General features: G+C 61.7%; 21 protein-coding genes. 18 read left to right on the top strand and 3 right to left on the bottom strand.

What is annotated here, in order from left to right:
- Positions 1-13: 13 nt before the first annotated feature.
- The 3 genes from CKW11_RS12950 (at position 14) to CKW11_RS12960 (ending at position 4,398) form a co-directional block, all read left to right on the top strand.
- Positions 14-1,084 carry an HlyD family secretion protein gene (locus tag CKW11_RS12950; RefSeq protein ID WP_095137831.1) on the top strand — a complete coding sequence of 357 codons (1,071 nt, stop codon included), beginning with the start codon at positions 14-16 and terminating at the stop codon, positions 1,082-1,084.
- Positions 1,085-1,215: 131 nt separating this feature from the next.
- Positions 1,216-2,640: an efflux transporter outer membrane subunit gene (locus CKW11_RS12955; RefSeq protein WP_095137832.1), complete on the top strand. Its 1,425-nt coding sequence runs from the start codon at positions 1,216-1,218 to the stop codon at positions 2,638-2,640.
- Positions 2,641-2,802: 162 nt separating this feature from the next.
- Positions 2,803-4,398, top strand: a complete 1,596-nt coding sequence (locus CKW11_RS12960) for a glycosyltransferase family 39 protein (protein WP_095137833.1) — start codon at positions 2,803-2,805, stop codon at positions 4,396-4,398.
- An 8-nt stretch (positions 4,399-4,406) separates the two neighbouring features.
- Here the strand turns inward: CKW11_RS12960 and CKW11_RS12965 are convergent, their stop codons facing one another.
- Entirely contained in the window at positions 4,407-5,165 is a 759-nt protein-coding gene (locus CKW11_RS12965) for a slipin family protein (RefSeq protein WP_003220464.1), read from the bottom strand.
- Positions 5,166-5,167: 2 nt separating this feature from the next.
- Entirely contained in the window at positions 5,168-5,719 is a 552-nt protein-coding gene (locus CKW11_RS12970) for an NfeD family protein (protein WP_095137834.1), read from the bottom strand.
- A 154-nt stretch (positions 5,720-5,873) separates the two neighbouring features.
- On the opposite strand from CKW11_RS12970, the gene CKW11_RS12975 reads away from it, so the two are divergent.
- The 15 genes from CKW11_RS12975 to pgaD all read left to right on the top strand — a co-directional run bounded on the left by CKW11_RS12975 (position 5,874) and on the right by pgaD (position 21,634).
- Positions 5,874-6,335, top strand: a complete 462-nt coding sequence (locus CKW11_RS12975; RefSeq protein ID WP_095137835.1) for an aminoacyl-tRNA deacylase — start codon at positions 5,874-5,876, stop codon at positions 6,333-6,335.
- A 127-nt stretch (positions 6,336-6,462) separates the two neighbouring features.
- The gene (locus CKW11_RS12980) at positions 6,463-6,708 is read left to right on the top strand and encodes a DUF2789 domain-containing protein (RefSeq protein WP_095137836.1); all 246 of its coding nucleotides are present in this window, start codon (positions 6,463-6,465) and stop codon (positions 6,706-6,708) included.
- A 93-nt stretch (positions 6,709-6,801) separates the two neighbouring features.
- Complete coding sequence (locus CKW11_RS12985; protein WP_095137837.1) at positions 6,802-7,047, top strand: type II toxin-antitoxin system Phd/YefM family antitoxin; 246 nt, start codon at positions 6,802-6,804, stop codon at positions 7,045-7,047.
- Complete coding sequence (locus CKW11_RS12990; protein WP_007961475.1) at positions 7,037-7,318, top strand: type II toxin-antitoxin system RelE/ParE family toxin; 282 nt, start codon at positions 7,037-7,039, stop codon at positions 7,316-7,318. The genes CKW11_RS12985 and CKW11_RS12990 overlap by 11 nt, the downstream gene beginning before the upstream one ends.
- Positions 7,319-7,462: 144 nt before the next feature.
- Positions 7,463-7,891 carry a MarR family winged helix-turn-helix transcriptional regulator gene (locus CKW11_RS12995; protein WP_047290742.1) on the top strand — a complete coding sequence of 143 codons (429 nt, stop codon included), beginning with the start codon at positions 7,463-7,465 and terminating at the stop codon, positions 7,889-7,891.
- Positions 7,888-9,951 (top strand): FUSC family protein, encoded by a 2,064-nt coding sequence (locus tag CKW11_RS13000; protein WP_095137838.1) that lies wholly within the window; start codon positions 7,888-7,890, stop codon positions 9,949-9,951. The genes CKW11_RS12995 and CKW11_RS13000 overlap by 4 nt, the downstream gene beginning before the upstream one ends.
- Entirely contained in the window at positions 9,948-10,157 is a 210-nt protein-coding gene (locus CKW11_RS13005) for a DUF1656 domain-containing protein (RefSeq protein ID WP_047601052.1), read from the top strand. Before CKW11_RS13000 ends, CKW11_RS13005 begins: the two co-directional genes overlap by 4 nt.
- On the top strand, positions 10,154-11,041 hold the full coding sequence (locus tag CKW11_RS13010) for an HlyD family secretion protein (protein ID WP_041070994.1): 888 nt from the start codon (positions 10,154-10,156) through the stop codon (positions 11,039-11,041). Before CKW11_RS13005 ends, CKW11_RS13010 begins: the two co-directional genes overlap by 4 nt.
- The gene (locus CKW11_RS13015; protein WP_095137839.1) at positions 11,038-12,480 is read left to right on the top strand and encodes an efflux transporter outer membrane subunit; all 1,443 of its coding nucleotides are present in this window, start codon (positions 11,038-11,040) and stop codon (positions 12,478-12,480) included. The genes CKW11_RS13010 and CKW11_RS13015 overlap by 4 nt, the downstream gene beginning before the upstream one ends.
- Before the next feature lie 93 nt (positions 12,481-12,573).
- Positions 12,574-13,209 (top strand): NADH:ubiquinone oxidoreductase subunit N, encoded by a 636-nt coding sequence (locus CKW11_RS13020; RefSeq protein WP_095137840.1) that lies wholly within the window; start codon positions 12,574-12,576, stop codon positions 13,207-13,209.
- A gap of 292 nt (positions 13,210-13,501) precedes the next feature.
- Positions 13,502-15,007 carry a YdgA family protein gene (locus CKW11_RS13025; protein ID WP_095137841.1) on the top strand — a complete coding sequence of 502 codons (1,506 nt, stop codon included), beginning with the start codon at positions 13,502-13,504 and terminating at the stop codon, positions 15,005-15,007.
- A 249-nt stretch (positions 15,008-15,256) separates the two neighbouring features.
- Complete coding sequence (pgaA, locus tag CKW11_RS13030) at positions 15,257-17,737, top strand: poly-beta-1,6 N-acetyl-D-glucosamine export porin PgaA (protein ID WP_095137842.1); 2,481 nt, start codon at positions 15,257-15,259, stop codon at positions 17,735-17,737.
- Positions 17,738-17,749: 12 nt separating this feature from the next.
- The gene (pgaB, locus tag CKW11_RS13035) at positions 17,750-19,747 is read left to right on the top strand and encodes a poly-beta-1,6-N-acetyl-D-glucosamine N-deacetylase PgaB (protein ID WP_095137843.1); all 1,998 of its coding nucleotides are present in this window, start codon (positions 17,750-17,752) and stop codon (positions 19,745-19,747) included.
- Between the two features lies 1 nt (position 19,748).
- On the top strand, positions 19,749-21,104 hold the full coding sequence (gene pgaC / locus CKW11_RS13040) for a poly-beta-1,6-N-acetyl-D-glucosamine synthase (RefSeq protein ID WP_047601041.1): 1,356 nt from the start codon (positions 19,749-19,751) through the stop codon (positions 21,102-21,104).
- A complete protein-coding gene (pgaD, locus tag CKW11_RS13045) occupies positions 21,101-21,634 on the top strand; it encodes a poly-beta-1,6-N-acetyl-D-glucosamine biosynthesis protein PgaD (protein WP_095137844.1) in 534 nt (177 codons plus the stop codon). The genes pgaC and pgaD overlap by 4 nt, the downstream gene beginning before the upstream one ends.
- Before the next feature lie 103 nt (positions 21,635-21,737).
- On the opposite strand, the gene CKW11_RS13050 is transcribed toward pgaD, so the two are convergent.
- Positions 21,738-23,261, bottom strand: a complete 1,524-nt coding sequence (locus CKW11_RS13050) for an FAD-dependent oxidoreductase (RefSeq protein WP_095137845.1) — start codon at positions 23,259-23,261, stop codon at positions 21,738-21,740.
- Positions 23,262-23,324 lie beyond the last annotated feature (63 nt).

The following is a 23,324-nucleotide window of genomic DNA, read 5'->3' on the forward strand; positions in this document are numbered from 1 at the left end:
ACAGAAGGTTTTTATGACGACTCAAGCAAAGCAAAAACTCGCGGTGGCCGTGGTGGTCGCACTGGCCGTTGGCGTGTTGCTGTACCTGGCGGTGCCGGGACTGTTCGGCAAGCGTACCCAGCAAAATACCAACGACGCGTTCGTTTCCGCCGACTTCACCTTGGTGGTGCCGCGCGTGGCGGGGTTCATCAAGGAAGTGCTGGTGGAAGATAACCAGCGGGTCAAGGCCGGGCAACTGCTGGCGTTGATCGATGATCGTGATTTGCGCGCCGCCGCTGAAGCGGCCGATGCGCAAACCCTGGTCGCCCGCGCTCAGCTGCAAAATGCCAAGGCCACGCTGGAGCGGCAGACCTCGGTGATCGCTCAGGCCCAAGCTTCGGTGGTCTCGGCCAAGGCAGAAATGGCGTTCGCCCAGCAGGAACTCAATCGCTACAACCACCTCGCCGGCGTTGGTGCCGGCACGGTGCAGAATGCGCAACAGGCCCGTACGCGCATCGATCAGGCGAGCGCTCGGCTCGACACCGCCAGCGCGAAACTGGCGGCCGAGCGCAAGCAGGTGGAGATTCTCACCGCGCAGCGCGATGCTGCCGAAGGCAATCTGAAGCATGCGCAAGCGGCGCTGGAAATCGCCAGTTTCGAGCTGTCGTATACACGCATTACCGCGCCGCAGGACGGCATGGTCGGCGAGCGCGCGGTGCGCGTCGGCGCCTATGTGACGCCGGGCAGCAAGCTGCTGGCGGTGGTGCCGTTGCAGCAGGCGTATGTGGTTGCCAACTTCCAGGAAACCCAACTTACCGACGTGCAGCCGGGGCAGCAGGTACAGGTGCGCGTCGACAGCCTCGGCGGTGAGGCCTTGAGTGGTCGCGTCGAAAGCATCGCCCCGGCCACCGGCGTGACCTTCGCCGCGGTGAAACCGGATAACGCCACGGGCAACTTCACCAAGGTCGTGCAGCGGATTCCGGTGAAAATCGTGCTTGAGCCGGGTCAGCCATTGGCCGAGCGTTTGCGTGTGGGCATGTCGGTGGAGGCGAGTATCGATACCCGCAGCTCGGCGGCGGCGGAGCGCGAGGTGACTCAGCGATGATTCTGGGTAAAAACCTGTGGCGAGGGAGCTTGCTCCCGCTGGGTTGCGAAGCGACCCCAAAAATCGCGAGTGCTACGCACTCGAGCGGGAGCAAGCTCCCTCGCCACAAAAGTCTGTTTCAGTCACTTGTTATGGTGAGCTTGTTTGGCCTCAGCGCCTGCACCGTCGGCCCCGACTTTCAGAAGCCCGAAACCACACAGATCGCCGATTGGGCCAAACCCGCCAAATCCGCTCCCAGCCAAGCCGTCAGCGAACCGCTTAACGAACGCTGGTGGGAGGTTTTCCACGACCCGCAACTCTCGGCTCTGACCCAGCGGGCGATGAACAGCAATCTCGATCTGCAACGGGCCAGCAGCCGTCTGCAACAAAGCCGTGCTGCGCGCCAGGTGATCACCGCGGATCGCTACCCGAACACCGCCGCTACCGGCAGCTACGCGCGTAAACGCAACAGTGGCGAAGGCCTGAATGATCCGTCCGGGCACAACGGCGATTCCGCTTTCAACCTGTGGGACGCCGGTTTCTCCGCCTCCTGGGAACTGGATTTCTGGGGCCGCGTGCGCCGCGAAACCGAAGCCGCCGATGCCAACCTCGAAGTCTCCGAAAACGACCGTCGCGGCGTGCTGCTCGCGGTCCTCGCCGACACCGCACAGAACTACATCCAGCTGCGCGGCGTGCAGAACACTCGCGCCGTCACCGAGCAGAACCTCGACGTCGCCCGGCACAGCCTCAAGCTGTCGCAACTACGCCTCAATGACGGTGTGGCGACCGATCTGGACGTCGCCGAAGCTGCCGCGCAGGTTTCCGCCATCGAATCGCGCCTGCCGGCCCTTGAGCAGCGTCAGTCGCAACTGATCAACGCGATCAGTCTGTTGATGGGCGAGCCACCGCAAGCCCTGGCCAAGGAGTTATCCACAGACGCTGCGGTGCCGCAGTCACCGCTGCAAGTCGCCATCGGCCTGCCGTCGCAACTGGCCGAACGCCGTCCGGACATCCGACAGGCCGAGGCGCGTCTGCATGCCGCCACCGCCAACATCGGCGTGGCCAAGGGTGATTTCTATCCGCGCATCACCCTGTCCGGCAACCTCGGCTCGCAAGCGATGCAACTGAGCGATTTCGGCTCTTGGGGCTCGCGCGCGTTCGGCATCGGCCCGCAATTCAGCCTGCCGCTGTTCGACGGCGGACGCCTGCGCGGCATGCTGCAACTGCGCGAAGCCCAGCAACAGGAAGCGGCCATCGCCTACCAGCAGACCGTGCTGCGCGCCTGGCATGAAATCGACGACCAGTTGACGGCCTACAACGCCAGCCAACGCCGCCGCGACAGCCTCGCCGAAGCCGTCCGCCAGAACCAGATCGCCCTGCGCACCGCGCAACAGCAATACGTCGAAGGCGTGGTCGATTTCGTCAACGTTCTCACCGTGCAGAGCGCGTTGCTCACTACGCAGGAGCAGTGGGTGGAAAGTTCGACCGGGGTGTCGCTGGCGATGGTCGGGTTGTACCGGGCGTTGGGCGGGGGCTGGGAGTCGGTGTATCCGGCGGAGGGGATGGTGCAACGCTGATGGCGTGAACTGAAAATGCCGATGGCAGTTTTTGCATGGGCCGGGCTGCCGGATGTCGTGAAAGCGCACACCGCCATCGACGACCCTCCCGTGGCTGACCTAAAGTGACGGACAGGCTCTGCTCCATCCGTTCGCGACATTCCGGCACAGCAAGAGGACGCAATGGCGGCACACAGAGAAACGCCAGTCGGCGACACGCAGGATCCACGTGCTGTCCCCGGAGCATGGTTGGTTGCCTTGCGCCTGATTCGTTGGGCCCGGGAGCACTGGCTGTTACCGATCATGCTGCTGGCGGCGGCGGTGCGTTTCTACGACCTGACGGCCGCGTCGATCTGGTTCGATGAAGGCTCCAGTGTTTTGCTCAGCCGGTTTTCCCTGCCTGAGATCTGGGGGCATGCGGCCCATGACGTGCACCCGCCGCTGTATTTCATGTTGCTGCACGGCTGGATCGGGTTGTTCGGTGACGGCATCCTGTCGATTCGCCTGATGAGCGCTGTGCCGGGGATCATTACCGTCGGCCTCGGTGTGTGGCTGGTGGATCTGCTTGCCACCCGTCGTGCCGCGCTGTTGGCCGGTTTGCTGCTGGCGCTGTTGCCCACGGCCGTGCGCTACAGCCAGGAAGTGCGCATGTATTCGCTGCTCGGCATGTGGCTGATCGGCGCGACGATCGCGCTGGTCTACTGGGTGCGCCAGCCGCGTCGGCATCGCTATCTGGTGGCCTATGCGCTGCTGATGACGGCAGCGTTCTACACCCACTATTTCACTGTTCTGTGCGTGATCAGCCACTGGCTGTATCTGACGGCGGTGCGCGTGCAGCCGGGGTATCGGCTGCGGCATATCCAGCGTCCGGCGTGGTGGCTGACCAACCTGGGCATCGCGTTGCTGTATTTGCCGTGGGTGCCGAATCTGCTTGATCTGCTGCAACACATCCCGGAACTCAAGGCTAGTAATGACATTGGCTGGGAAGATCCGGTGACCCTCGTTTCGTTGCCGTCGATGGTCTGGTCGTTGCTGATTCAGGACGACGGTTTGTCCTTGCCCGCGTGGCTGTTCTGGCTGCTGCCACTGGCATTGGTGGGGGTGATCGGCGTCGCATTGCGACGTGATCGCAGTGTGTTTCGCGGCAGCCTGTTGCTGCTGTCTTACAGCGTGGTGCCGATTCTGCTGGTGTTTGGCGTGTCGTTCATCTCGCCGGTGTTCATCGAGCGTTATGTGACGGCCTATGCGCTGGGGTTGCCAATGCTGGTGGCGTTGGCGGTCGATCGTTTGTACACAGGCTCTCGCGTGCTGGCGCTGGCGATTCTGGCGCTTTTTGCGGGTGTCGAGCTGGTGGGTGTGAAGAACAACGCCACGGTCGACAGCAATGATCAGTTCAGCGTGCTGGTCGACTACGTCAATCGACACTTCACCGAGGGTGACCGGATCGTTACCAGCGACATGACGTGGTACCTCAGCTACATCTACTACAACCGCACCGAAGCGCAGGTCCGTCTGTATACGCCACCAGCGGCGGATGGGCGTTCCACGCGTCCCAATGCCTACGGATTTGGCACATTGGTCGGCGAAGAGGTTTTCCTCGATCAGCTTGGCGACGTGTCCAAGGGCAGCACGCGGATGTGGCTGATCGGCACGCTGGATGAACCCGATGAGTTTGCGGCGTTGCCTGAAGGCTGGCAACGGCAGAGCGATGTCCATGCAGGCGGTGCTTTTGCACGCTTGTATGTGAGGGTACCGAGCGCCGATAAACCGGGCGGGTGATCGCAGGCTCAGGATTTGCCCGACAAATCCGCCATCCCCTTGAGCAACTCGATCGGCAACGGAAAGACGATCGTCGAGCTCTTGTCGCCGGCAATCGAACTCAAGGTCTGCATGTAGCGCAACTGCATGGCGCCGGGCTGGCGGCCGAGCATTTCGGCGGCCTGCATGAGTTTTTCCGAAGCCTGCAGTTCGCCTTCGGCGTGGATCACCTTGGCCCGGCGTTCACGTTCGGCTTCGGCCTGTTTGGCAATCGCGCGCACCATCGACTCGTTGAGGTCGACGTGCTTGATCTCGACGTTGGCCACCTTGATACCCCAGGCATCGGTCTGGGCGTCGAGCACCTGCTGGATGTCAATGTTCAACTGCTCGCGTTCGGCCAGCAGTTCATCCAGCTCATGTTTGCCGAGCACCGCGCGCAGGGTGGTCTGCGCCAGTTGGCTGGTAGCCGAAAGAAAGTCTTCGACCTGAATGATCGCCTTCTGCGGGTCGAGCACTCGGAAGTACAGCACCGCGTTGACCTTCACCGAGACGTTGTCGCGGGTGATCACATCCTGTGGCGGCACGTCGAGGACCACGGTGCGCAGGTCGACCCGGACCATTTGCTGCACCACCGGAATCAGCAGGATCAGCCCCGGGCCCTTGACCTGCCAGAAGCGTCCGAGCTGGAACACCACGCCGCGCTCGTACTCACGCAGGATGCGGAAGGTCGACCCGGCGAGGGCGATCACCAACAGCAGCAGTGCAACGAAACCGATTTGCAGACCCATGATCACTCTCCGTGTCGCACCGCGTCAGTCGCGGCGACTTTCAGCAATAAGCCATTTCGCCCGACCACGCGCACCGATTGCCCGGCGTGCAGCGGTGTCGTGCTGTGCACTTGCCAGTGTTCACCCTGCAATTGCACCCAACCGTTGTGGGCGTTTTGCGCTTGCACGGTGGTCACCGCCGTCACGCTGCCGACCAGCCCGGCATCGCCGCTGACGGCGTGGCGCGGGCGGGTTTTCAAGGCGCGAACGATCAATGCGATCAGCAGCAGGGCGCTGAGCAGGCCGAGGCCGATGATCATCGGCACCGGCAACTCGGCGTTGCCCAGAATCAGCGCACCGATGACGAACATGATGATCCCGCCGAGGCCGATCACCCCGTAGTTGGGCAGCGCGGCTTCGGCGATCAGAAAGGCAATCCCGAGGGTGATCAGCCACAGGCCGAGCGGATTGAATGCGGTCAGCGGGCCGTCAGCCGCGAGGGCCGAGCCGCTGGCCAGCAGTATCAGGAAAAACGTGCAACATCGGCTGTTCACGTGACCCTCCGGGAGAGTCATGGGGGTGTTTCCTTAAGTCTAGTTGAGCCTGGCGCTGGATGAATTCTGCTCAATGAGCAGATGTGTCCAGTGAGCGGATTTCCCTTCGCCAATGCCTTGCCGGACTAGACTCAGCAGAACAGGTACAACGTTCAGCGGGACACCGAGGTGCAGCATGCGTATGGCAAAAAAAGTGCAGAGCAGCCTGAATCGGGCGCACTGCGAATATGACGTCGTGGCCCACCGCCACTCGGCCAGCAGCCTAGAAACCGCGCGGGTTTCCGGGGTGCCCGCCGAACGCGTGGCCAAGTCGGTGATCCTCGACGACCACCACGGGCATTACCTGATGGCCGTGCTGCCGGCCAGCCGGCACCTGGACTTGAGTAAAGTGCGCAACCGCGGTGAATGGCAGATCACCCGGGAGAGCAACCTGGCGCACATCTTCGATGACTGCGAACGCGGTGCGGTGCCGCCGCTCGGTGATTCCTACGGCCTGGACATGGTCATCGACCCGCTGCTGACCCGGCAGAAAGACATTTACCTGGAAGCCGGCAACCACAACTACCTGCTGCACATGAGCATGCCCGAGTTTCTGAAAATGGTGCCGCATGCCGAGGTGCGGGAGTTGAGTCATTAGGTTCTGTAGCGCTTTCGCCGGCGCCTTCGCGAGCAAGCTCGCTCCCACAGGTTGATCGCGTTCCCCTGTGGGAGCGGGCTTGCTCGCGAATGATCTCCCACCCACCGCATTCTTGAAGGAGTCCTCCATGGAGCAGCCCACCCACAGCCTGCCGTCCCTGTTCAAACAACTGGGACTGGACAACGACCCGACCAGCATCGACCAATTCATCGCCACCCATTCACCACTCAAACCCGAGCTGCACCTGGCGGACGCGTTTTTCTGGAGCAAGAGCCAGGCGGATTTTTTGCGGGATGAGATTCTCGATGATGCGGACTGGGCGGAGGTGGTTGATCAGCTGGATGTGTTGTTGCGCAAGGGGCGGGAGGGATGACTATTTGGCAACCATTTAGCGGCTGATCGTTTTTGCGGTTGTCTGAAAGTTCTAAATAGACCAATATAACGACCTCAATTGAGGTCTTTTATTATGCAAAGTGTTCTTGCCGATATGGCGGTCAGTGTTTCCGAATTGAAGAAAAATCCGTCAGCAGTGTTGAGTGGCGCACATGGTGGTGCTGTTGCTGTGCTGAACCATAATCGCGTCATGGGTTACATGGTGCCAGCCGATGTTTACGAAGCCATGATGGAGCGGCTTGATGATTTGGAACTGGCCGAGATCGTCCGTTCCCGCAGTAATGAAACACCCATTTCGGTAAGCCTGGATGACCTATAAGCTCGAATTTCTGCCATCTGCTCATAAGGAGTGGAACAAGCTGGGTCATACGTTGCGAGATCAATTCAAGAAAAAGCTCGCTGAAAGGTTATCGCTACCAAGGGTATCGGCTGATGCGCTTCATGGAATGCCTGACTGCTACAAAATCAAACTGAAGGCTTCTGGTTACCGTCTGGTCTATCAAGTGATAGATGAGCGAATCGTCGTTTCGGTAGTCGCTGTGGGAAAACGCGAGCGCAGCAGTGTCTATGAGAAAGCCAAAAAACGCTGAGTCGTCCAGACCTCGGCCTTTTTTTCTTCCCTGACAACCTATTTGTTTCAAAACTTGACTGAAATTCCCCGCCAATGCGATATTGATAGTTAGCAAACTAACAGTGTGCATTTTCCCGTGCCGAATTCCCTCGACGCTCTCCAGATGAACATCAGCAGTGCCATGGTGGTGGCCGCCAGGCATTGGCGGAAGATCTGCCAGACCACGCTGGTCAACTATGGAATCTCCGAAGCCTGCGCCGTGCCGTTGTTGATGATCGGGCGGTTGGGCGAGGGTGTGCGTCAGGTGCAGGTGGCGCAGGCAGCCGGGATGGAGAGTCCGTCGCTGGTGCGTCTGCTCGATCAGTTGTGCCACGCCGGCTATGTCTGCCGCACCGAAGATGCGCAGGATCGCCGGGCCAAGTGCCTGAGCCTGACCGACACCGGCCGTGAGCTGGTACAAGCGGTGGAAAGCGAGCTGGTACGTCTGCGTCATGAAGTGCTCGAAGGCATCGACCAGAGTGATCTGGAGGCTACGCTTCGGGTACTGCGAGCTTTTGAGGCGGCCAATCCGCCTGTGGTGATCAATTCTTGAACGGTTTTTTCTCTGGCATCCCGCCTGCCCGTGACTGGTTCTACGGGGTTCGTACCTTTGCAGCGTCGATGATTGCGCTGTACATCGCCTTGCTCATGCAAATGCCGCGTCCGTATTGGGCGATGGCCACGGTGTACATCGTCTCCAGCCCGTTTCTCGGGCCGACCAGTTCCAAGGCGCTGTACCGCGCCATCGGTACCTTTCTCGGCGCGGCGGCGGCGGTGCTGTTCGTGCCGATGTTCGTGCAGAGTCCCTATGTGCTGGTGGTGGTGATTGCCTTGTGGACGGGGATTTTGCTGTTCCTGTCGCTGCACCTGCGTACCGCCAATAGCTACGCACTGATGCTGGCCGGCTACACCTTGCCGCTGATTGCCTTGCCGACGGTGGATAATCCGCTGGCGGTGTGGGATGTGGCGGAAGCGCGTACCGAAGAGATTTTTCTCGGTATCGCCGTGGCGGCAGTGGTCGGCGCGATGTTCTGGCCGCGGCGTCTGGCGCCGGTGTTCAACGACGCGGTGGGCAAGTGGTTCGCCGACGCCACCACCTACAGCCTGAAGTTTCTCAGCCGCGACGTGCAGCCTGAACAGATCGCCACGCTGCGCATGGCCATGGTCGCCAATTTCAACAGCCTCGAATTGATGATCGGCCAGTTGCCCCACGAAGGCGCCCGGCCGCAAACCGTGCGCAACACCAAGGAACTGCGCGGGCGGATGATTCACCTGTTGCCGGTGATCGACGCTTTGGAAGACTCGCTCTACGCCCTCGAACGGCGCACGCCGGAACTGGTGGAAAAGTTTGCCCCGCTGCTGACCGCGACCCAGCAATGGCTCGGCCATAACGACGCCGATCTTGATCGGTGGCAGGCGCTCAAGGATCAACTTCAGGCCCTGCAGCCAAGCTGCGAGGCGCTGGAAGATCGCAAGCAATTGCTGTTCTCCAACGCGATTTATCGCCTCGGCGAATTCATCGATCTGTGGCAGGACTGCCGCAGTCTGCAGGACGCGATTCTCTGCGAGCGCCAGGACAGCTGGCGTGCGGTTTACCGGCACTGGCGCCTCGGGCGGCTGACGCCGTTTCTCGACCGCGGGATGATGCTGTATTCGGTGGCCTCGACCGTTCTGGCGATCATCGTCGCTTCGGTGCTGTGGATTCTGCTCGGCTGGCCGGACGGTGGCAGCGCGGTGATTCTGGCGGCGGTAGCGTGCAGTTTCTTCGCCTCGATGGACGACCCGGCGCCACAGATCTACCGGTTCTTTTTCTGGACCGGGATGTCGGTGCTGTTCGCCAGTCTCTATCTGTTTCTGATTTTGCCGAACCTGCACGATTTCCCGATGCTGGTACTGGCGTTTGCGGTTCCGTTCATCTGCGTCGGCACCCTGACGGTGCAGCCACGCTTCTTCCTCGGCATGCTCCTGACGCTGGTCAACACCTCGTCGTTCATCAGCATTCAGGGCGCGTACGACGCGGACTTCTTCGCCTTTGTGAACTCCAACCTGGCCGGCCCTCTGGGCCTGTTGTTCGCGTTTATCTGGACCCTGATCGCCCGCCCGTTCGGCGTCGAGCTGGCCGCCAAACGTCTGACCCGCTTCAGCTGGAAAGACATCGTGCGCATGACCGAGCCGGCCAATCTGGCCGAACATCGGCATCTGGGCGTGCAGTTGCTCGATCGTCTGATGCAGCACTTGCCGCGTCTGGCCATGACCGGCCAGGACACCGGGATTGCCATGCGTGAAGTGCGCGTCGGCCTGAACCTGCTCGATCTGCTGGCTTACACGCCACGGGTCAGCGGCGCGCCGAAGGCCCTGCTGCAGCAAGTGGTGGCTGAGGTCGGCGAGTATTTTCGCGCGTGTCTGAAAGCCGGCGAACGCTTGCCTGCGCCGAGTCCCTTATTGATGACGATGGACCGCGCGCGCCGCGCCCTCAAAGGCCACGGCGACGAAGAAACCCGGCTAAACCTGTTGCATGCCCTGAGCGGTTTGCGCCTGGCGCTGCTGCCCGGCGTGGAATTCGTCAGCACCAGCGATGCCGAAGAACCGCTGCCCGATGGAGCGCCCCTATGATCGGTGATCTGGATATCAGCGGGATTTTCCTGCCGACCCTGCTGGTGCTGATGGGCATCACCTATGTGTTGTTTTTGCTGGTGCACGGCGTGCTCACGCGTGTGCACTTTTACCGTCTGGTCTGGCACCGGGCATTGTTCAACGTGGCGCTCTACGCCGTGCTGCTGTACGGCGTGGACTCACTCAGTCGATACCTGATGACATGAAAAAACCGTTTCTGACTATCGGTCGCGTGGTCCTGACCCTGCTGATCGTGACTTTTGCCGTCGTCCTCGTCTGGCGCATGGTGATGTATTACATGTTTGCGCCGTGGACCCGCGACGGCCACATCCGTGCCGACATCATCCAGATCGCCCCGGACGTGTCCGGGCTGATCCAGCAGGTCGAGGTCAAGGACAACCAGTTGATCAAACGCGGCCAGGTGCTGTTCAGCATCGACCAGGACCGTTTCAAACTGGCTCTGCGTCAGGCTAAAGCCGCGGTCGCCGATCGCGAGGAAACCCTGGCCCAGGCGCAGCGCGAAGCCAAGCGTAACCGTGGCTTGGGCAACCTGGTGCCGGCCGAACAACTGGAAGAAAGCCAGTCGAAAGTCGCCCGGGCGCAATCGGCGCTGGCCGAAGCGCTGGTGACGGTGGACAGCGCGCAGCTCAACCTGGATCGTTCGGTGATCCGTAGCCCGGTGGACGGCTACGTCAACGACCGCGCGCCGCGAGTGCAGGAGTTCGTTACCGCCGGGCGACCGGTGTTGTCGGTGGTCGACAGCAACTCGTTCCACATCGACGGCTATTTCGAAGAAACCAAACTCGACGGCATCCATGTCGGGCAGTCGGTGGATATCCGCGTGATCGGCGACAAGGCCAGGCTGCGCGGGCATGTCGAAAGCATCGTCGCCGGTATCGAAGACCGCGACCGCACCAGCGGCAACAACCTGCTGCCGAACGTCAACCCGGCGTTCAGCTGGGTGCGGCTGGCGCAGCGGATTCCGGTGCGCATCGCCTTTGACGAGGTGCCGGAAGACTTCCGCATGATCGCCGGGCGTACCGCCACCGTGTCGATCATCGACGACAAAACGCAGGAGCCCGCGCAATGAACAAGGCCCTGATGATCGCCGGGTTGGGCGTGATGCTCTCGGCCTGTCAGATGGTTGGGCCGGACTATCATCTGCCCGCTGACGCAGCGGTGCAGCGCAAGGACTTTCAGGGCGAACTGGCGGTGGAAGGCAAACCGGTGGTGTCAGCGCCGGTACCGGCTGACTGGTGGCGGCTGTATAAGGATCCGCGACTGGATCAACTGGTGCAGCAAGCCATGGCGTCCAACACTGATTTGCGCGTAGCGGCGGCGAACCTTCAACGGGCTCGCGCGCAAGTCGATGAGGCCGAAGCGGCGGGTGGCTGGAGCGCAGGCGTGAAGATGGGCGCGCAGCGTTTGCAGGAATCCGGTCAGGCGTTCTTGCTGCCGGAAAAAGTCCCGGTCGACAACGTCGGCGATATTGGCATCAGCGCGTCTTATCAGTTCGATCTGTGGGGCACCCTGCAACGTGGTATCGAAGGCGCGAAGGCTAACGCCGATGCGACGCAAGCGGCGGCTGACACCGCTCGCATCACTTTGGTGGCCGATGTGGTTCGCGCCTACACCCAAGTGTGCGCGGCCAACGAAGAGCGGGAAATTGCCCAGCATTCACTCGATCTGCAATCGCAGAGCACCACGCTGATCCAGCGACTGCGCGATGCCGGGCGTGGTGATGAAACCCAGGTCACCCGTTCGCAAACCCAATTCAAGTCGTTGCGCGCCGACCTGCCGCGCTATGAGGCAGCGCGTCAGGCCGGGTTGTTCCGCCTGTCGATGCTGCTGGCCAAACCGGTCGAGCAATTGCCGGCCGGCACCGCCACCTGTGCCGAGTTGCCGAAAATCGCCCAATTGGTGCCGGTGGGTGATGGCGCTGCGCTGCTCAAGCGTCGTCCCGATATCCGTCAGGCGGAACGTCGCTTGGCGGCCTCGACAGCGGGCATCGGCGTCGCCACAGGCGAGCTGTACCCGGACATCAGCATCGGCGCGACCATCGGCACCGTCGGTCTTATTGACGACTTGGGTGATCCATCGACCAACCGCTGGGGTTTCGGCCCGTCGCTGAGCTGGAAGGTACCGACCAACGGCGCCCGCGCGCGGATCCGTGAAGCCGAGGCCAATACTCAGGGCGCGCTGGCGCATTTCGACGGCGTGGTGCTCAACGCCATCCGCGAAACCCAGACCGGTCTGGCCCAGTACAGCGCGTTGCTGCAACGCCGCGACGCCCTGGCCGATGCCGAGCAATCGGCAAAACTGGCGGCAGACCAGACCCACCGCTTCTTTCAGGCCGGGCGCGAGTCGTTCCTCGCCGATCTGCAGGCGACCCGCACCTACACCGACGTCACCGCGCAACTGGCCGCCGCCAACACCCAGGTCGCCATGAGCCAGATCGATTTGTTCCTCGCCCTCGGTGGCGGTTGGGAAAGCGGACGAACGCAAGCCTCAAGCGCCAGCAAACCCTGAACCCGTTGCTATGCTTTGAAGTGTTGAAAGGGTGCCACGTGCAACGCACCCTTTCAGCGCACATTGCTAGCGCTGGTCTAGGGGAAACCAATAATGAAAAACCCTTACGCTCTCGGCTTCTGGTGCGCCCTGGTAGCGCTGGTGCTGCTATCGGCCACCTATTTCTACGGCATCATGCTGGCCCACCAGATCGACAAGGCCATGGTTTTCCTCGACAGCGCCGTCGCGCTGATTGCAGTGATGGCCATCGTTGTCGTGGCCTGGGCCTCGGTCCAGGTGCAGCGGGTCAAGAAACGCCAACTCGAACAGGGCAAAACCCTGGTGCTGATCTGGGACACCAAAGTCGCCCTGCGCAAGGTCGAAACCGTATTTGACCGCTACTTCTGGGGCAGCTATTGGCAACCGGGACGCACCTTCGCCGAAGTCATGGGCGAACTCACCGGCACCCCGCTGGAAAAAAGCCTCGAAGCGCTGAAGAAGCAGTGTCTGGAACTCGACAAGCAAATCGACAGCGAGGGCTGGCACTGGCTGAACAATGCCCGTGAACTGTCCGACGTCGCGACGGCCATGGCCCGCGAGCGCTATCAACTGGATTTCTGCGATCCCCGGGCCGACGGGCCGAGCGGGGCGGTGATCGATCGCGACTTTGAAGTGCTGGTCTACACCTGGACTGCGCGGTTGAAGAGCTTCGATCATCAACTCGATGAGATCGAGGTGCAGTATTCCTGATCTTCTGGGAATCCAGTGGCCCTATCGCGAGCAGGCTCACTCCTACAGGGGAACGCATTTCAATTGTAGGAGTGAGCCTGCTCGCGATAGCGTCATCAAAAACACTGCAACTCTCCCGGCCTGTCAGCTGTCCACACTCCCCATAGACACTCTTTAACCTTTAAACATTGGGCCGCCTTGCGCTGCCAGTGCTAATCTCCACCGCTAATTTCAGCGGAGTCGAGCCGCAACCCGGTCACGGGTTCAGGGAAGACGACCACACTTTCAGCCACGGACATTGATCAGGTCATTCATGAATAAATCAGCAGGCGTGCTTCTCGGGATTGTAGTTGCCATCGGTGCGATCAGCGCCGGCGGGGCCTGGTACACCGGAACCAAGATTGAAGGCGTGCTGAACAACGCCGTCAGCAACGCCAACAAAGAGCTGCAGACCGCGATGGCCGGCTCCAATGGCACCGCGTCGCTGGAGCTGGTGTCGCTGGAGCGTCACACTTTCACCAGCACCGCGCACTACCGCCTCAAGGGCGAGGGCGAGATGTTCGGTGACCAGCCGGTCGAGCTGCTGTTCGTCGACCACATCGAGCACGGCCCGCTGCCGTTCTCGCGCCTGGTGTCGCTGAAGTGGCTGCCAGTCATGGCCACCAGCAATTACGAGCTGGAAAAGAGCCCGGCCACCGAAAAATGGTTTGCCGCCACCAAGGGCGCTGCGCCGCTTAAAGGTGTGACCAACATCGGCTACGACGAATCCACCACCAGCAGCCTGGAGTTGCTGCCGCTGGAAACCGCGCTGGACGAGCAGTCGAGCCTGAAGTTTTCCGGCCTGACCATGAACATTTCCGCCAGTGCCCAGGCGCAGAAGGTCAAGGCTGACGGCTACATGGACAACCTGAAACTGGTCACCGTGTCGCAGGATCAGGCGCCGGTGCAGGTCGAACTCAACGGTCTGACCCTGGCCAGCAACCTCACCAAGAGCAGCTACGGCTACTACACCGGGGAAAACACCCTGGAGCTGACCAACAGCAAAACCACCTTCGGTCCCAAGCAGTCGGTGCTCGGCGTGAAGAACTTCGAAATGAAGAACCTCACCGAAGAGAGCGGCAGCAATGCCTCGGGCCGTGCTGACTACAAGGTGGGTGAAGTCACCCTCAACGACAAGAAAATCGGTTCGGCCAATATGGCCATGAGCCTGAAGAACCTCGACATCCCGTCGACGATGTCGCTGATGCAGATCTACCAGAGCAAATTGCAGCCGTACGAGAAGGAAGCGGCGGCCGCTGCCGAAGCTGGCCTGCCGGCACCGGAACTGAACCTGACCGAAGCCGAGTCGGCACAGGTCAAAGCTGATCTGCAGAAACTGCTGGCTGCCAGTCCACAGATCGCGCTGGAAAACCTGTCGCTGAAAACCGCCAACGGTGAAAGCCGCGCCAGCCTGGTGATTGACCTGACCAAGCCACAGTCGATGGATTTGCCGCCGGATCAACTGGGCAAACAGTTGATCGCGCTGCTGGACCTGAACATTCAGGTGTCCAAGCCGATGCTGATCGATCTGCTCAGCGTGCAAGCGCAGCTCGACGGTCAGACTGACGCCAAAGCCATCGTCGACCAGGCCAGCGCCGGTGCCGACATGTTCTCCGGCATGGCGGTGGGTTCGCAGTTGGCGACCGTCGACGGCACCAATGTCGTGACCAAGCTGCATTACGCCGCCAATCAGGTGGAGTTCAACGGCCAGAAGATGACCGTCGAGCAGTTCGTCGGCTTCCTGATGAGCAAGTTCGCTGGCGTCACGCAAGTGCAGTAATACTGCGTTCTAAATAGCAACGCCCGGTCTCTGTATCCCGCAGACACCGGGCGTTTTGCTGTCTGGTGTTCGGGTTTTCGTCTGAGCCGGCGCCACGATTCTGAACAATTATTGCGTTCTGGATATTCGACTACGCTTGCATGCAAGACTGCCTGACTAAGCTTGGCTGGGTCTGTTTTGACTCGGTCTCCGTTACGAATGGGCAAGGGGGGCATTGCGACCCGGCTGGCCATGTAAGGATGCTGACGAATGCCGCGTATTGATGTTCCTGTTTTACATCGTGGTTTACGCCCGTTGTTTCGCGTTGCGCTGTGCAGCCAGTTGCTCTGGCCGGCACTGGCGTTTGCCGATACGCCCTACGATCAGATGGTGCGTGATGCTCGTGCCGGGCAGACCACGCCCGCGCTGAATGTGCTGCGCCAGGTGCCGCCGGGGCAGTCGACCACCGGCCAGATCAGCGATCACCTGCAGATCGCCAGTTGGGCCGGCCTCGATGCCGAAGTGGTGCAGGTCTATGAAACCCAGGGCCGTGACCGGATGCTGCCGGTGCAGGCACTGACCGCCACCGCCCGCGCCTATCGCAACCTCAAGCGTTGGGAGCAGGCGACCCAGGTCTATAACAAGGCGCTGGCGCTGGAGCCGGACAACGCTGATCTGCAATTGGGGCTGGCCCTGACCCAGGCTGACGCGGGCAAACCCGACGAAGCCGTGACCCGCGCCAAGGCTCTGGTCGCCACCAAACCCGACGATCCCTCGCGCCGCCTCGCACTGGGCTATGCCCTGAGCCGCGCCGGCAAGCAGTACGACGCACTGTTTGAATACGATCAGGCGTTCATGCGTGCCGGCAGCAAGCCGAACGTTGCCCGTGAATACGTGGTCGCCCTGCAAAAGGCGCGGCTGCCGGAACCGGCACTGCGCCTGGCCAATCAACGTCCGGGGTTGATCGACCCGGTCACCCTGCGCCGCCTCGAAGGCGATCTGGCTGCCGAACGGGTGCGTCTGGCCGAACTCGCCACCCGCAGCGAAAAAGAACGCTACGTGATCGCCGACCGCGCGTTGGCCGATTACGACAAATTGCTCGCCACCTGGACCCCGGACGCCAGTGCCCACGATGACGTGATTCGCTGGCGCATCGACCGCATGGGCGCACTCAAGGCCCGGGCGCGCACCGCCGACGTGATCAACGAATATCAGAAGCTGCAAAGCGAAGGCGTGAAGATTCCGACCTACGCCATGCGCTGGGTGGCGGCGTCGTATCTGGATCAGCGCCAGCCGGAAATCGCCACCGACCTGTATCGCCAGGTGCTGTCGGCACCGGATGCCGATGTCGGTGATCGTCTCGAAGACACCACTGCGTTGTACTACTCGCTGCTGGAAAGCGACCGCGCTGATGAAGCGCGCAAAGTCGCCGAGGATCTGGCCGAGACCCAGAAACCGCGAGTCGAACTCAAGGGCTTGCCGATCGGCAACCCCAACGACGAATGGATGGACGCCCAGCAGCTCGCGGCGCAGGCCGGCACCTACGGCTCTGACCTGCCGCATGGCGAGGAACGCCTGCAGACACTGGTCGATCAGGCCCCGGGCAACCTCGGTTTGCGTCTGGCCCAGGCCGATCTGTACCTGGCCCGCCAATGGCCACGCCGCGCCGAAAACCAGCTCAAGGAAACCGAGAGCATGGCCCCCCGCGACATGGGCCTGGAAATCGCCCAGGCGCGCACCGCCATGCAATTGCAGGAATGGCGGCAGATGGATGCGCTGACCGACGATGTGGTGGCGCGCTTCCCGGACAACCGGCAGGTGCAGCGTCTGGCCCGCGAGCGTGAAGTCCATGACATGTCCGAATTGCGCGTCGAAGCCTACGGCGGCAAAGCCAATGGCGGTGGCAGCGGTGATGCCGGCGCGGTCAGTGGCAGTCGCGACTTCGGCATTCAGACTACGTTGTACAGCCCTCCGATCGATGAAGACTGGCGCGTATTTGCCGGCGCGGGTTATGCCACTGGCGACTTCGCCGAAGGTACCGGCCATCACCGTTTTCAACGTGTCGGTCTGGAACGTCGAACCCGCGACATGACGCTTGAAGCCGAAGTTTCCAATCATGATTATGGCTTTGGCGACAAACAGGGCGCACATCTGGCAATCGCCCGTGACATCAACGACCACTGGCAGTACGGCGGCAGCCTCGAATACCTGTCGGCCGAGACGCCGTTGCGTGCGCTCAACAGCGACATCAAGGCCAACGGCGGCAACGCGTTCATCCGCTGGCGCGCCAACGAGAGCCGCGAGTGGCGGCTGTCGGTCAGCCCGTCGCACTTCAGTGATGGCAACAACCGCCTCGAGGCCTTGCTCACCGGGCGCGAGGGTGTCTACAGCGCGCCGAACGTGCAGGTCGATGCCGGTCTGGAAGTCGGCACCAGCCACAACTCGAAATCCGATGACGTGCCGTACTTCAACCCGAAGTCGGACTTCAGCGTGATGCCGACGGTCAACGTCAACCATGTGCTCTATCACCGCTACGAAACCTCGTGGAGCCAGCAATTCCAGGCGGGTGCGGGCACCTACAGCCAACGTGATCACGGCACCGGCGGCATGGCGATGCTCGGCTACGGTCAGCGTTATGCCTGGAACGACGTGTTCGAGGTGGGCGGCTTGTTCAGTGTGATCAACCGGCCCTACGACGGTGATCGGGAGACCGATCTGCGTCTGCTTGTCGACCTCACTTTCCGCTTCTAGAAGAGTTTGAAGATGCCTTTGATGACGCGTTTCATCCTTCTGCTGGGAGTGCTGCTGATCAGCGCCTGCGCCCAGCAAGCCCCGGCCTTCGCGCCGCCGTCGCAACGTCCGGTGGCGGCCAATGAAAAACCGTGGCCGAAAAACCACGTGCTGGGCATCGCCTATCACGACGTCGAAGACCGTGACCCCGATCAGGCCGTGGTGGCGGTGCGCACCGAGCGCATGATCGAGCAGCTCGCGTGGCTGCGCGAGAACGGCTATCAACCGGTCACCGTCGACCAGATCATGGCCGCGCGCAAGGGCGGCCCGGAACTGCCAGCCAAAGCGATCCTGCTCAGCTTCGACGACGGTTATTCAAGCTTCTATACCCGCGTGCTGCCGGTGCTGCGCGCCTACAACTGGCACGCCTTGCTGGCACCGGTCGGCACCTGGATCGACACCCCGCTCAATCAACCGGTGGATTTTGCCGGTGCACCCCGCGCACGCTCCGACTTCCTGACCTGGGATCAGGTGCGCGAGATCTCGCGATCGGGGCTGGTGGAAATCGCCGCGCACACCGACGCCAACCACAAAGGCGTTCTTGCCAACCCGCAGGGCAACCTGCAGCCGGCGGCGGCGACGCGTCGCTACGATCCGCTCACCAAACGCTACGAATCCGAAGAGGAGTTCCGTGCCCGGATCCGCAATGACGTCGCGGCCATTTCGGAAAAGATCCGCAAAGTCACCGGCAAAAAACCGCGCGTCTGGGTCTGGCCGTACGGCACGGCGGACGGCACTTCGCTGACCGTGGTCGGCGAGCAGGGCTACGAAATGGCCCTGACCCTGGACGACGGTCTCGACGCCCTCGACAACCTGATGAGCAGCCCGCGTTTCCTGGTGGCCTCCGATCCTGACGGCGAGCATTTCGCCAACAGCATCGTTGGCGTGCAATCGGATTTCGCCATGCGTGTGGTGCACGTCGATCTCGACAACGTTTATGACCCGGATCCGGCGCAACAGGAAATCAACCTCGGCAAGCTGATCCAGCGCATGGCCGACATGGGTGCCAACACTGTGTTCCTGCAGGCCTTCGCTGATCCGAAGGGCGACGGACTGGTGCACTCGCTGTACTTCCCTAACCGTCACCTGCCGGTGCGCGCCGACATCTTTGACCGTGTCGCCTGGCAACTGCGCACTCGGGCGCACGTGAAAGTGTTCGCCTGGATGCCGGTGCTGAGTTTCGGCCTCGATTCGAAGCTGCCGCGTGTCACGCGCTGGGATCCGAAGACCGGCACCACCGCGGTCGATCCGGATCAGTATCGGCGCCTGTCGCCGTTCGATCCGCAAGTACGGCAGATCATCGGTGAAATCTACGAAGACGTGGCGCGCCTGACCTCGGTCGACGGCATCCTTTATCACGACGACGCGGTGCTCTCGGACTTCGAAGATGCCAGTCCGGAGGCCCTGAAAGTCTATACGGCGCAGGGTTTGCCGGGTTCGATCGCCGCCCTGCGCGATGATCCGGCGGCGATGCAGCGCTGGACGCGCTTCAAGAGTAAATACCTGATCGATTTCACCAACGAACTGACTGCCAAGGTGCGTGCGATCCGTGGCCCGCAGGTGCTGACCGCACGCAACATCTTCGCCGAACCGGTGCTCAATCCTGAAAGCGAAGCCTGGTTTGCGCAGAACCTCGACGACTTCCTCGTGACCTACGACTGGACGGCGCCGATGGCCATGCCGCTGATGGAAAAACAGACCCAGGCGCAATCTGGCCCGTGGCTCGAACAACTGGTGGCGAAGATCAAACAGCGCCCCGGCGCGCTGGATCGCACGGTGTTCGAACTGCAGGCCCGCGACTGGACGAAAAAGGATCAGTCCGACATCGATGGCGCCCAACTGGCCGATTGGATGGGCCGGCTCAAGCGTCAGGGTGCGACCAGTTTCGGTTACTACCCGGACAACTTCCTCGACAACCTGCCGGACCTGAAAACCGTAAGGCCTGCGCTCTCCAACAAATGGAACCCATGACATGCTGGATAGACTGTTAGCCCTGCTTGTTCTGGCGCTCGTCCTCGGCGTGCCGCTGGGGTTGATCTTCCTGGTCACCGGGCAGTTCCTGATGGACTTCGTGTTCTTCTACCCCTTGTTCATGTCCGGTCTGTGGATCGCCGGCGGCCTGTATTTCTGGCTGCACTGGGAACGCCACTGGCCGTGGAAGGACGACACCCTGCCGCCGCCACTGGAAGGCGAACCACTGATCTCGATCCTGATCCCTTGCTACAACGAAGGCGAAAACGCTGCCGACACGATTCACGCGGCGCTGGCCCAGCACTATCCGAACATCGAAGTCATCGCGATCAACGACGGCTCCAAGGACAACACCGCCGAAGTGCTCGACCGGCTCGCTCAGGAAGACCCACGCCTGCGCGTGCTGCATCTGGCGGAAAACCAGGGCAAGGCCGTGGCCCTGCGCATGGGCGCCATTGCTGCGCGCAGCGAATATCTGGTGTGCATTGACGGTGACGCGCTGCTGGCGCCGAACACGGCGGCCTATCTGGTGGCGCCGATGCTCGACAATGCGCGGCTTGGCGCGGTGACCGGCAACCCACGGATTCGCACTCGTTCGACCCTGGTCGGGCGGGTACAGGTCGGTGAGTTCTCGTCGATCATCGGCTTGATCAAGCGCACGCAGCGGGTGTTCGGGCGGATCTTTACCGTGTCCGGGGTGATCGTCGCGTTCCGCCGTACCGCGTTGAACCGGGTCGGCTACTGGAGCCCGGACATGATCACCGAAGACATCGACATCAGCTGGAAGCTGCAACTCGATCACTGGAGCATCTTCTACGAGCCGCGCGCGCTGTGCTGGATCCTGATGCCGGAAACCCTGCGCGGTCTGTGGAAGCAGCGCCTGCGCTGGGCCCAGGGCGGTGCCGAGGTGCTGTTCAAGAACATTCGCGGCATCTGGCAGTACCGCCATCGTTATCTGTGGCCGCTGCTGTTCGAATACTGCCTGTCGACCGGGTGGGCCTTCACCTTCCTGCTGTCGGTGATCTTCTGGGGCGTCGGCAAGTTCGTGGTCATGCCGGAGTCGATTGCCGTGCATCACCTGATGCCGCCGGCGTTCACCGGATTGCTGCTGGCGATCGTCTGTCTGGTGCAGTTCGCCGTCAGCATCATCATCGACCGGCGCTATGAACCGGGTCTGGGCAGAACCATGTTCTGGGTGGTCTGGTATCCGATCGCCTTCTGGCTGGTAAGCCTGCTCACCACCCTGGTCAGTTTCCCCAAGGTTCTGTTTGGCCAACACCAGAAGCGTGCGCGTTGGGTCAGCCCTGACCGCGGCATCAAGCCGGTCGGCGACGACGAAGAGGAGGTCATCAAATGAAAATCATCCGGACCCGCCAGCGGCCGTTTCTGGTCGTGATCGACGTGATCCTCACGGTCGTGGCCTGGGTCGGCCTGCTGTTTCTGCTGATTCGCGGGTTGTGGCCGCTGATCGAGACTCACGCCGGTGGGCCACGCATCGACAGCTCGGCGTTCGACGCCCTCGGCACCTTGCAAATCTACCTGTGGGTAGCGCTGGTCAACGCAGTGATTCTGATTGGTTGGGCGCGCTATCAGCAGCGCAAAAGCAGAAGCTTCGCCCAGCGTCGCTTGCCGGCGCCGGTGGTCGATGACGAAGGGCTGACCAAGAGTTTCCGCCTGTGCGATGACCGTTTGCAGAAGCTGCGCACGCCTGGGGTGATGACCATCCACAACGATCAGGAAGGAGATATCAGCCATGTGGTGCTGAACTTCCGGCCGCTGCAACCAGCGGAGTCGCCGCCACCGCTGGCGCCGCTGGAGCGCCCGCGAGTGATCTTTCTGCACGCCGAGGATGACGACAATCGCAACCCGGTAAACCGCCCCACCTGAGCGACAACGCACCTGTAGGCGTTGCCGCAGGCTGCGATCTTTTGACTTTGTTTTTGAAGATCAAAAGATCGCAGCCTGCGGCAGCTCCTACATTGTTCAGCATTCAGCTGCGAATCAGCTTCCACGCCTCTTCCATCGCCAACGGTTGTTTCATCCGTTCGGCCAACATCGCCATGGCCCGCTCTTCCTCGCAAGCCACGGCGGCAACCACTACGCCGTTGTGGCCGAACAGGCCGATGAAGGGCGGATGCTCGGGTTCGCCCTTGAACTCGATTTCATCCCACTGGCTGGCGTGGCCAAGGTAGTCGTAGTTCCTGCCGAAGTGCCAGGTCCAGAAAAACGGCACATCCAGATAATGCTCATCGGCACCCAACATGTTGGCAGCAGCGATGCGTGCGTGCTGCTGGGCCAGGCGCCAATGCTCAATGCGTTGCGGCTGGCTGCTCAGGGGGAACGTGGCGATATCGCCAATCGCCCATAGACCTTCGCAGACCCGCAGACCGGCATCGACGCGCAGCGACTGGTCTTTCTCCCTTGGCAGCGAAGCGAAGGCTTCTGTCGCTGGGTGCACACCAACCCCAGCCAGCACCAGATCTGCCGAGACGCGCAAACCGTTGTCCAGCAGCACCGCCTCGACCTTGCCGTCACCGGTGATTTCCCGGGCTTCGTGATCAGTGATGAATTTCACCCCATGCTGTTCATGCAGCGCACGGATCGCCTTGCCCACCGCTTCGCCGAATTGCGCGGCAAACGGAATCGCATGGCGGGCGATGACCGTGACGTCGAGGCCGAACTGGCGCAGGGCCGAGGCGCATTCGAGGGCGATAAAGCTGTCGCCGATGATCAGCGCCCGCTGCTCGGGTTTGGCCGCGCGCATGATCTGTTCGGCCTGGGCTTTCGAGCGCAGAACAAACACCTGCGGCAGATCGGCGCCGGGCAGTTGCAGCTGATTGGGCTCGCCACCGGTGGCGAGCACCGCGGCGTCGTAACCAAGGGTCTGGCCATCCTTCAAATGCAGGGTTTTCGTTGGTGCGTCGAGGGCCGCAATTTCGCCTTGCCGGCGTTCGATGCGCTGCTGCTTATAAAAGCTTTCATCGCGCAGCGACGGGGTTTCCTGCGCCGACATCTCGCCGGCGAGGACGAATTTGCTCAGCACCGTGCGGTCGTAACCGGCGTCCGCTTCGCGGTCGAGCATGATGATCCGGCCACCGAAACCTTTCTCCCGCAGAGCCGCCGCACATGCCGTGCCCGCTGCACCTGCGCCGACAATCACAAAGGTGCGCGAATCATCGGCCGGCGGCGTGTGTGCGTCCGGCAGCGGTTGATCATCGACCCAGACTTCCTCGCCGCGCAGTTCCAGCGGATAACGCTTGAGACTGTCGAGGGCCGGCGGTTCGCACAACGCGCCATCCTCGGTGCGAAACGCGGCTTTGTGCCAAGGGCAGATCAGGCGTCCGTTGCACAGCGCGCCGTCAGCCAATGGCGCGCCGGCGTGTGGGCATTCGCCTTGAAATGCGCGCAGTTGGCCATTGGCGTGGAGCAGGACAATCTTGAGCTCGCCGATTTCCACTTGCAGGCCACGGTCTTCGGGGACATCGGCGACACATGCAACACGGTGCAGGCTCATGTTCGAGCTCCTCGCAGGCATTTCTCATACGAGTTTGCGCCGCAGTGCGAGGTTCAGCCAATT

Origin of the sequence: Pseudomonas sp. Irchel s3a10 (assembly GCF_900187525.1) — a bacterium.
Taxonomy (GTDB): Bacteria; Pseudomonadota; Gammaproteobacteria; order Pseudomonadales; family Pseudomonadaceae; genus Aquipseudomonas; species Aquipseudomonas koreensis_G.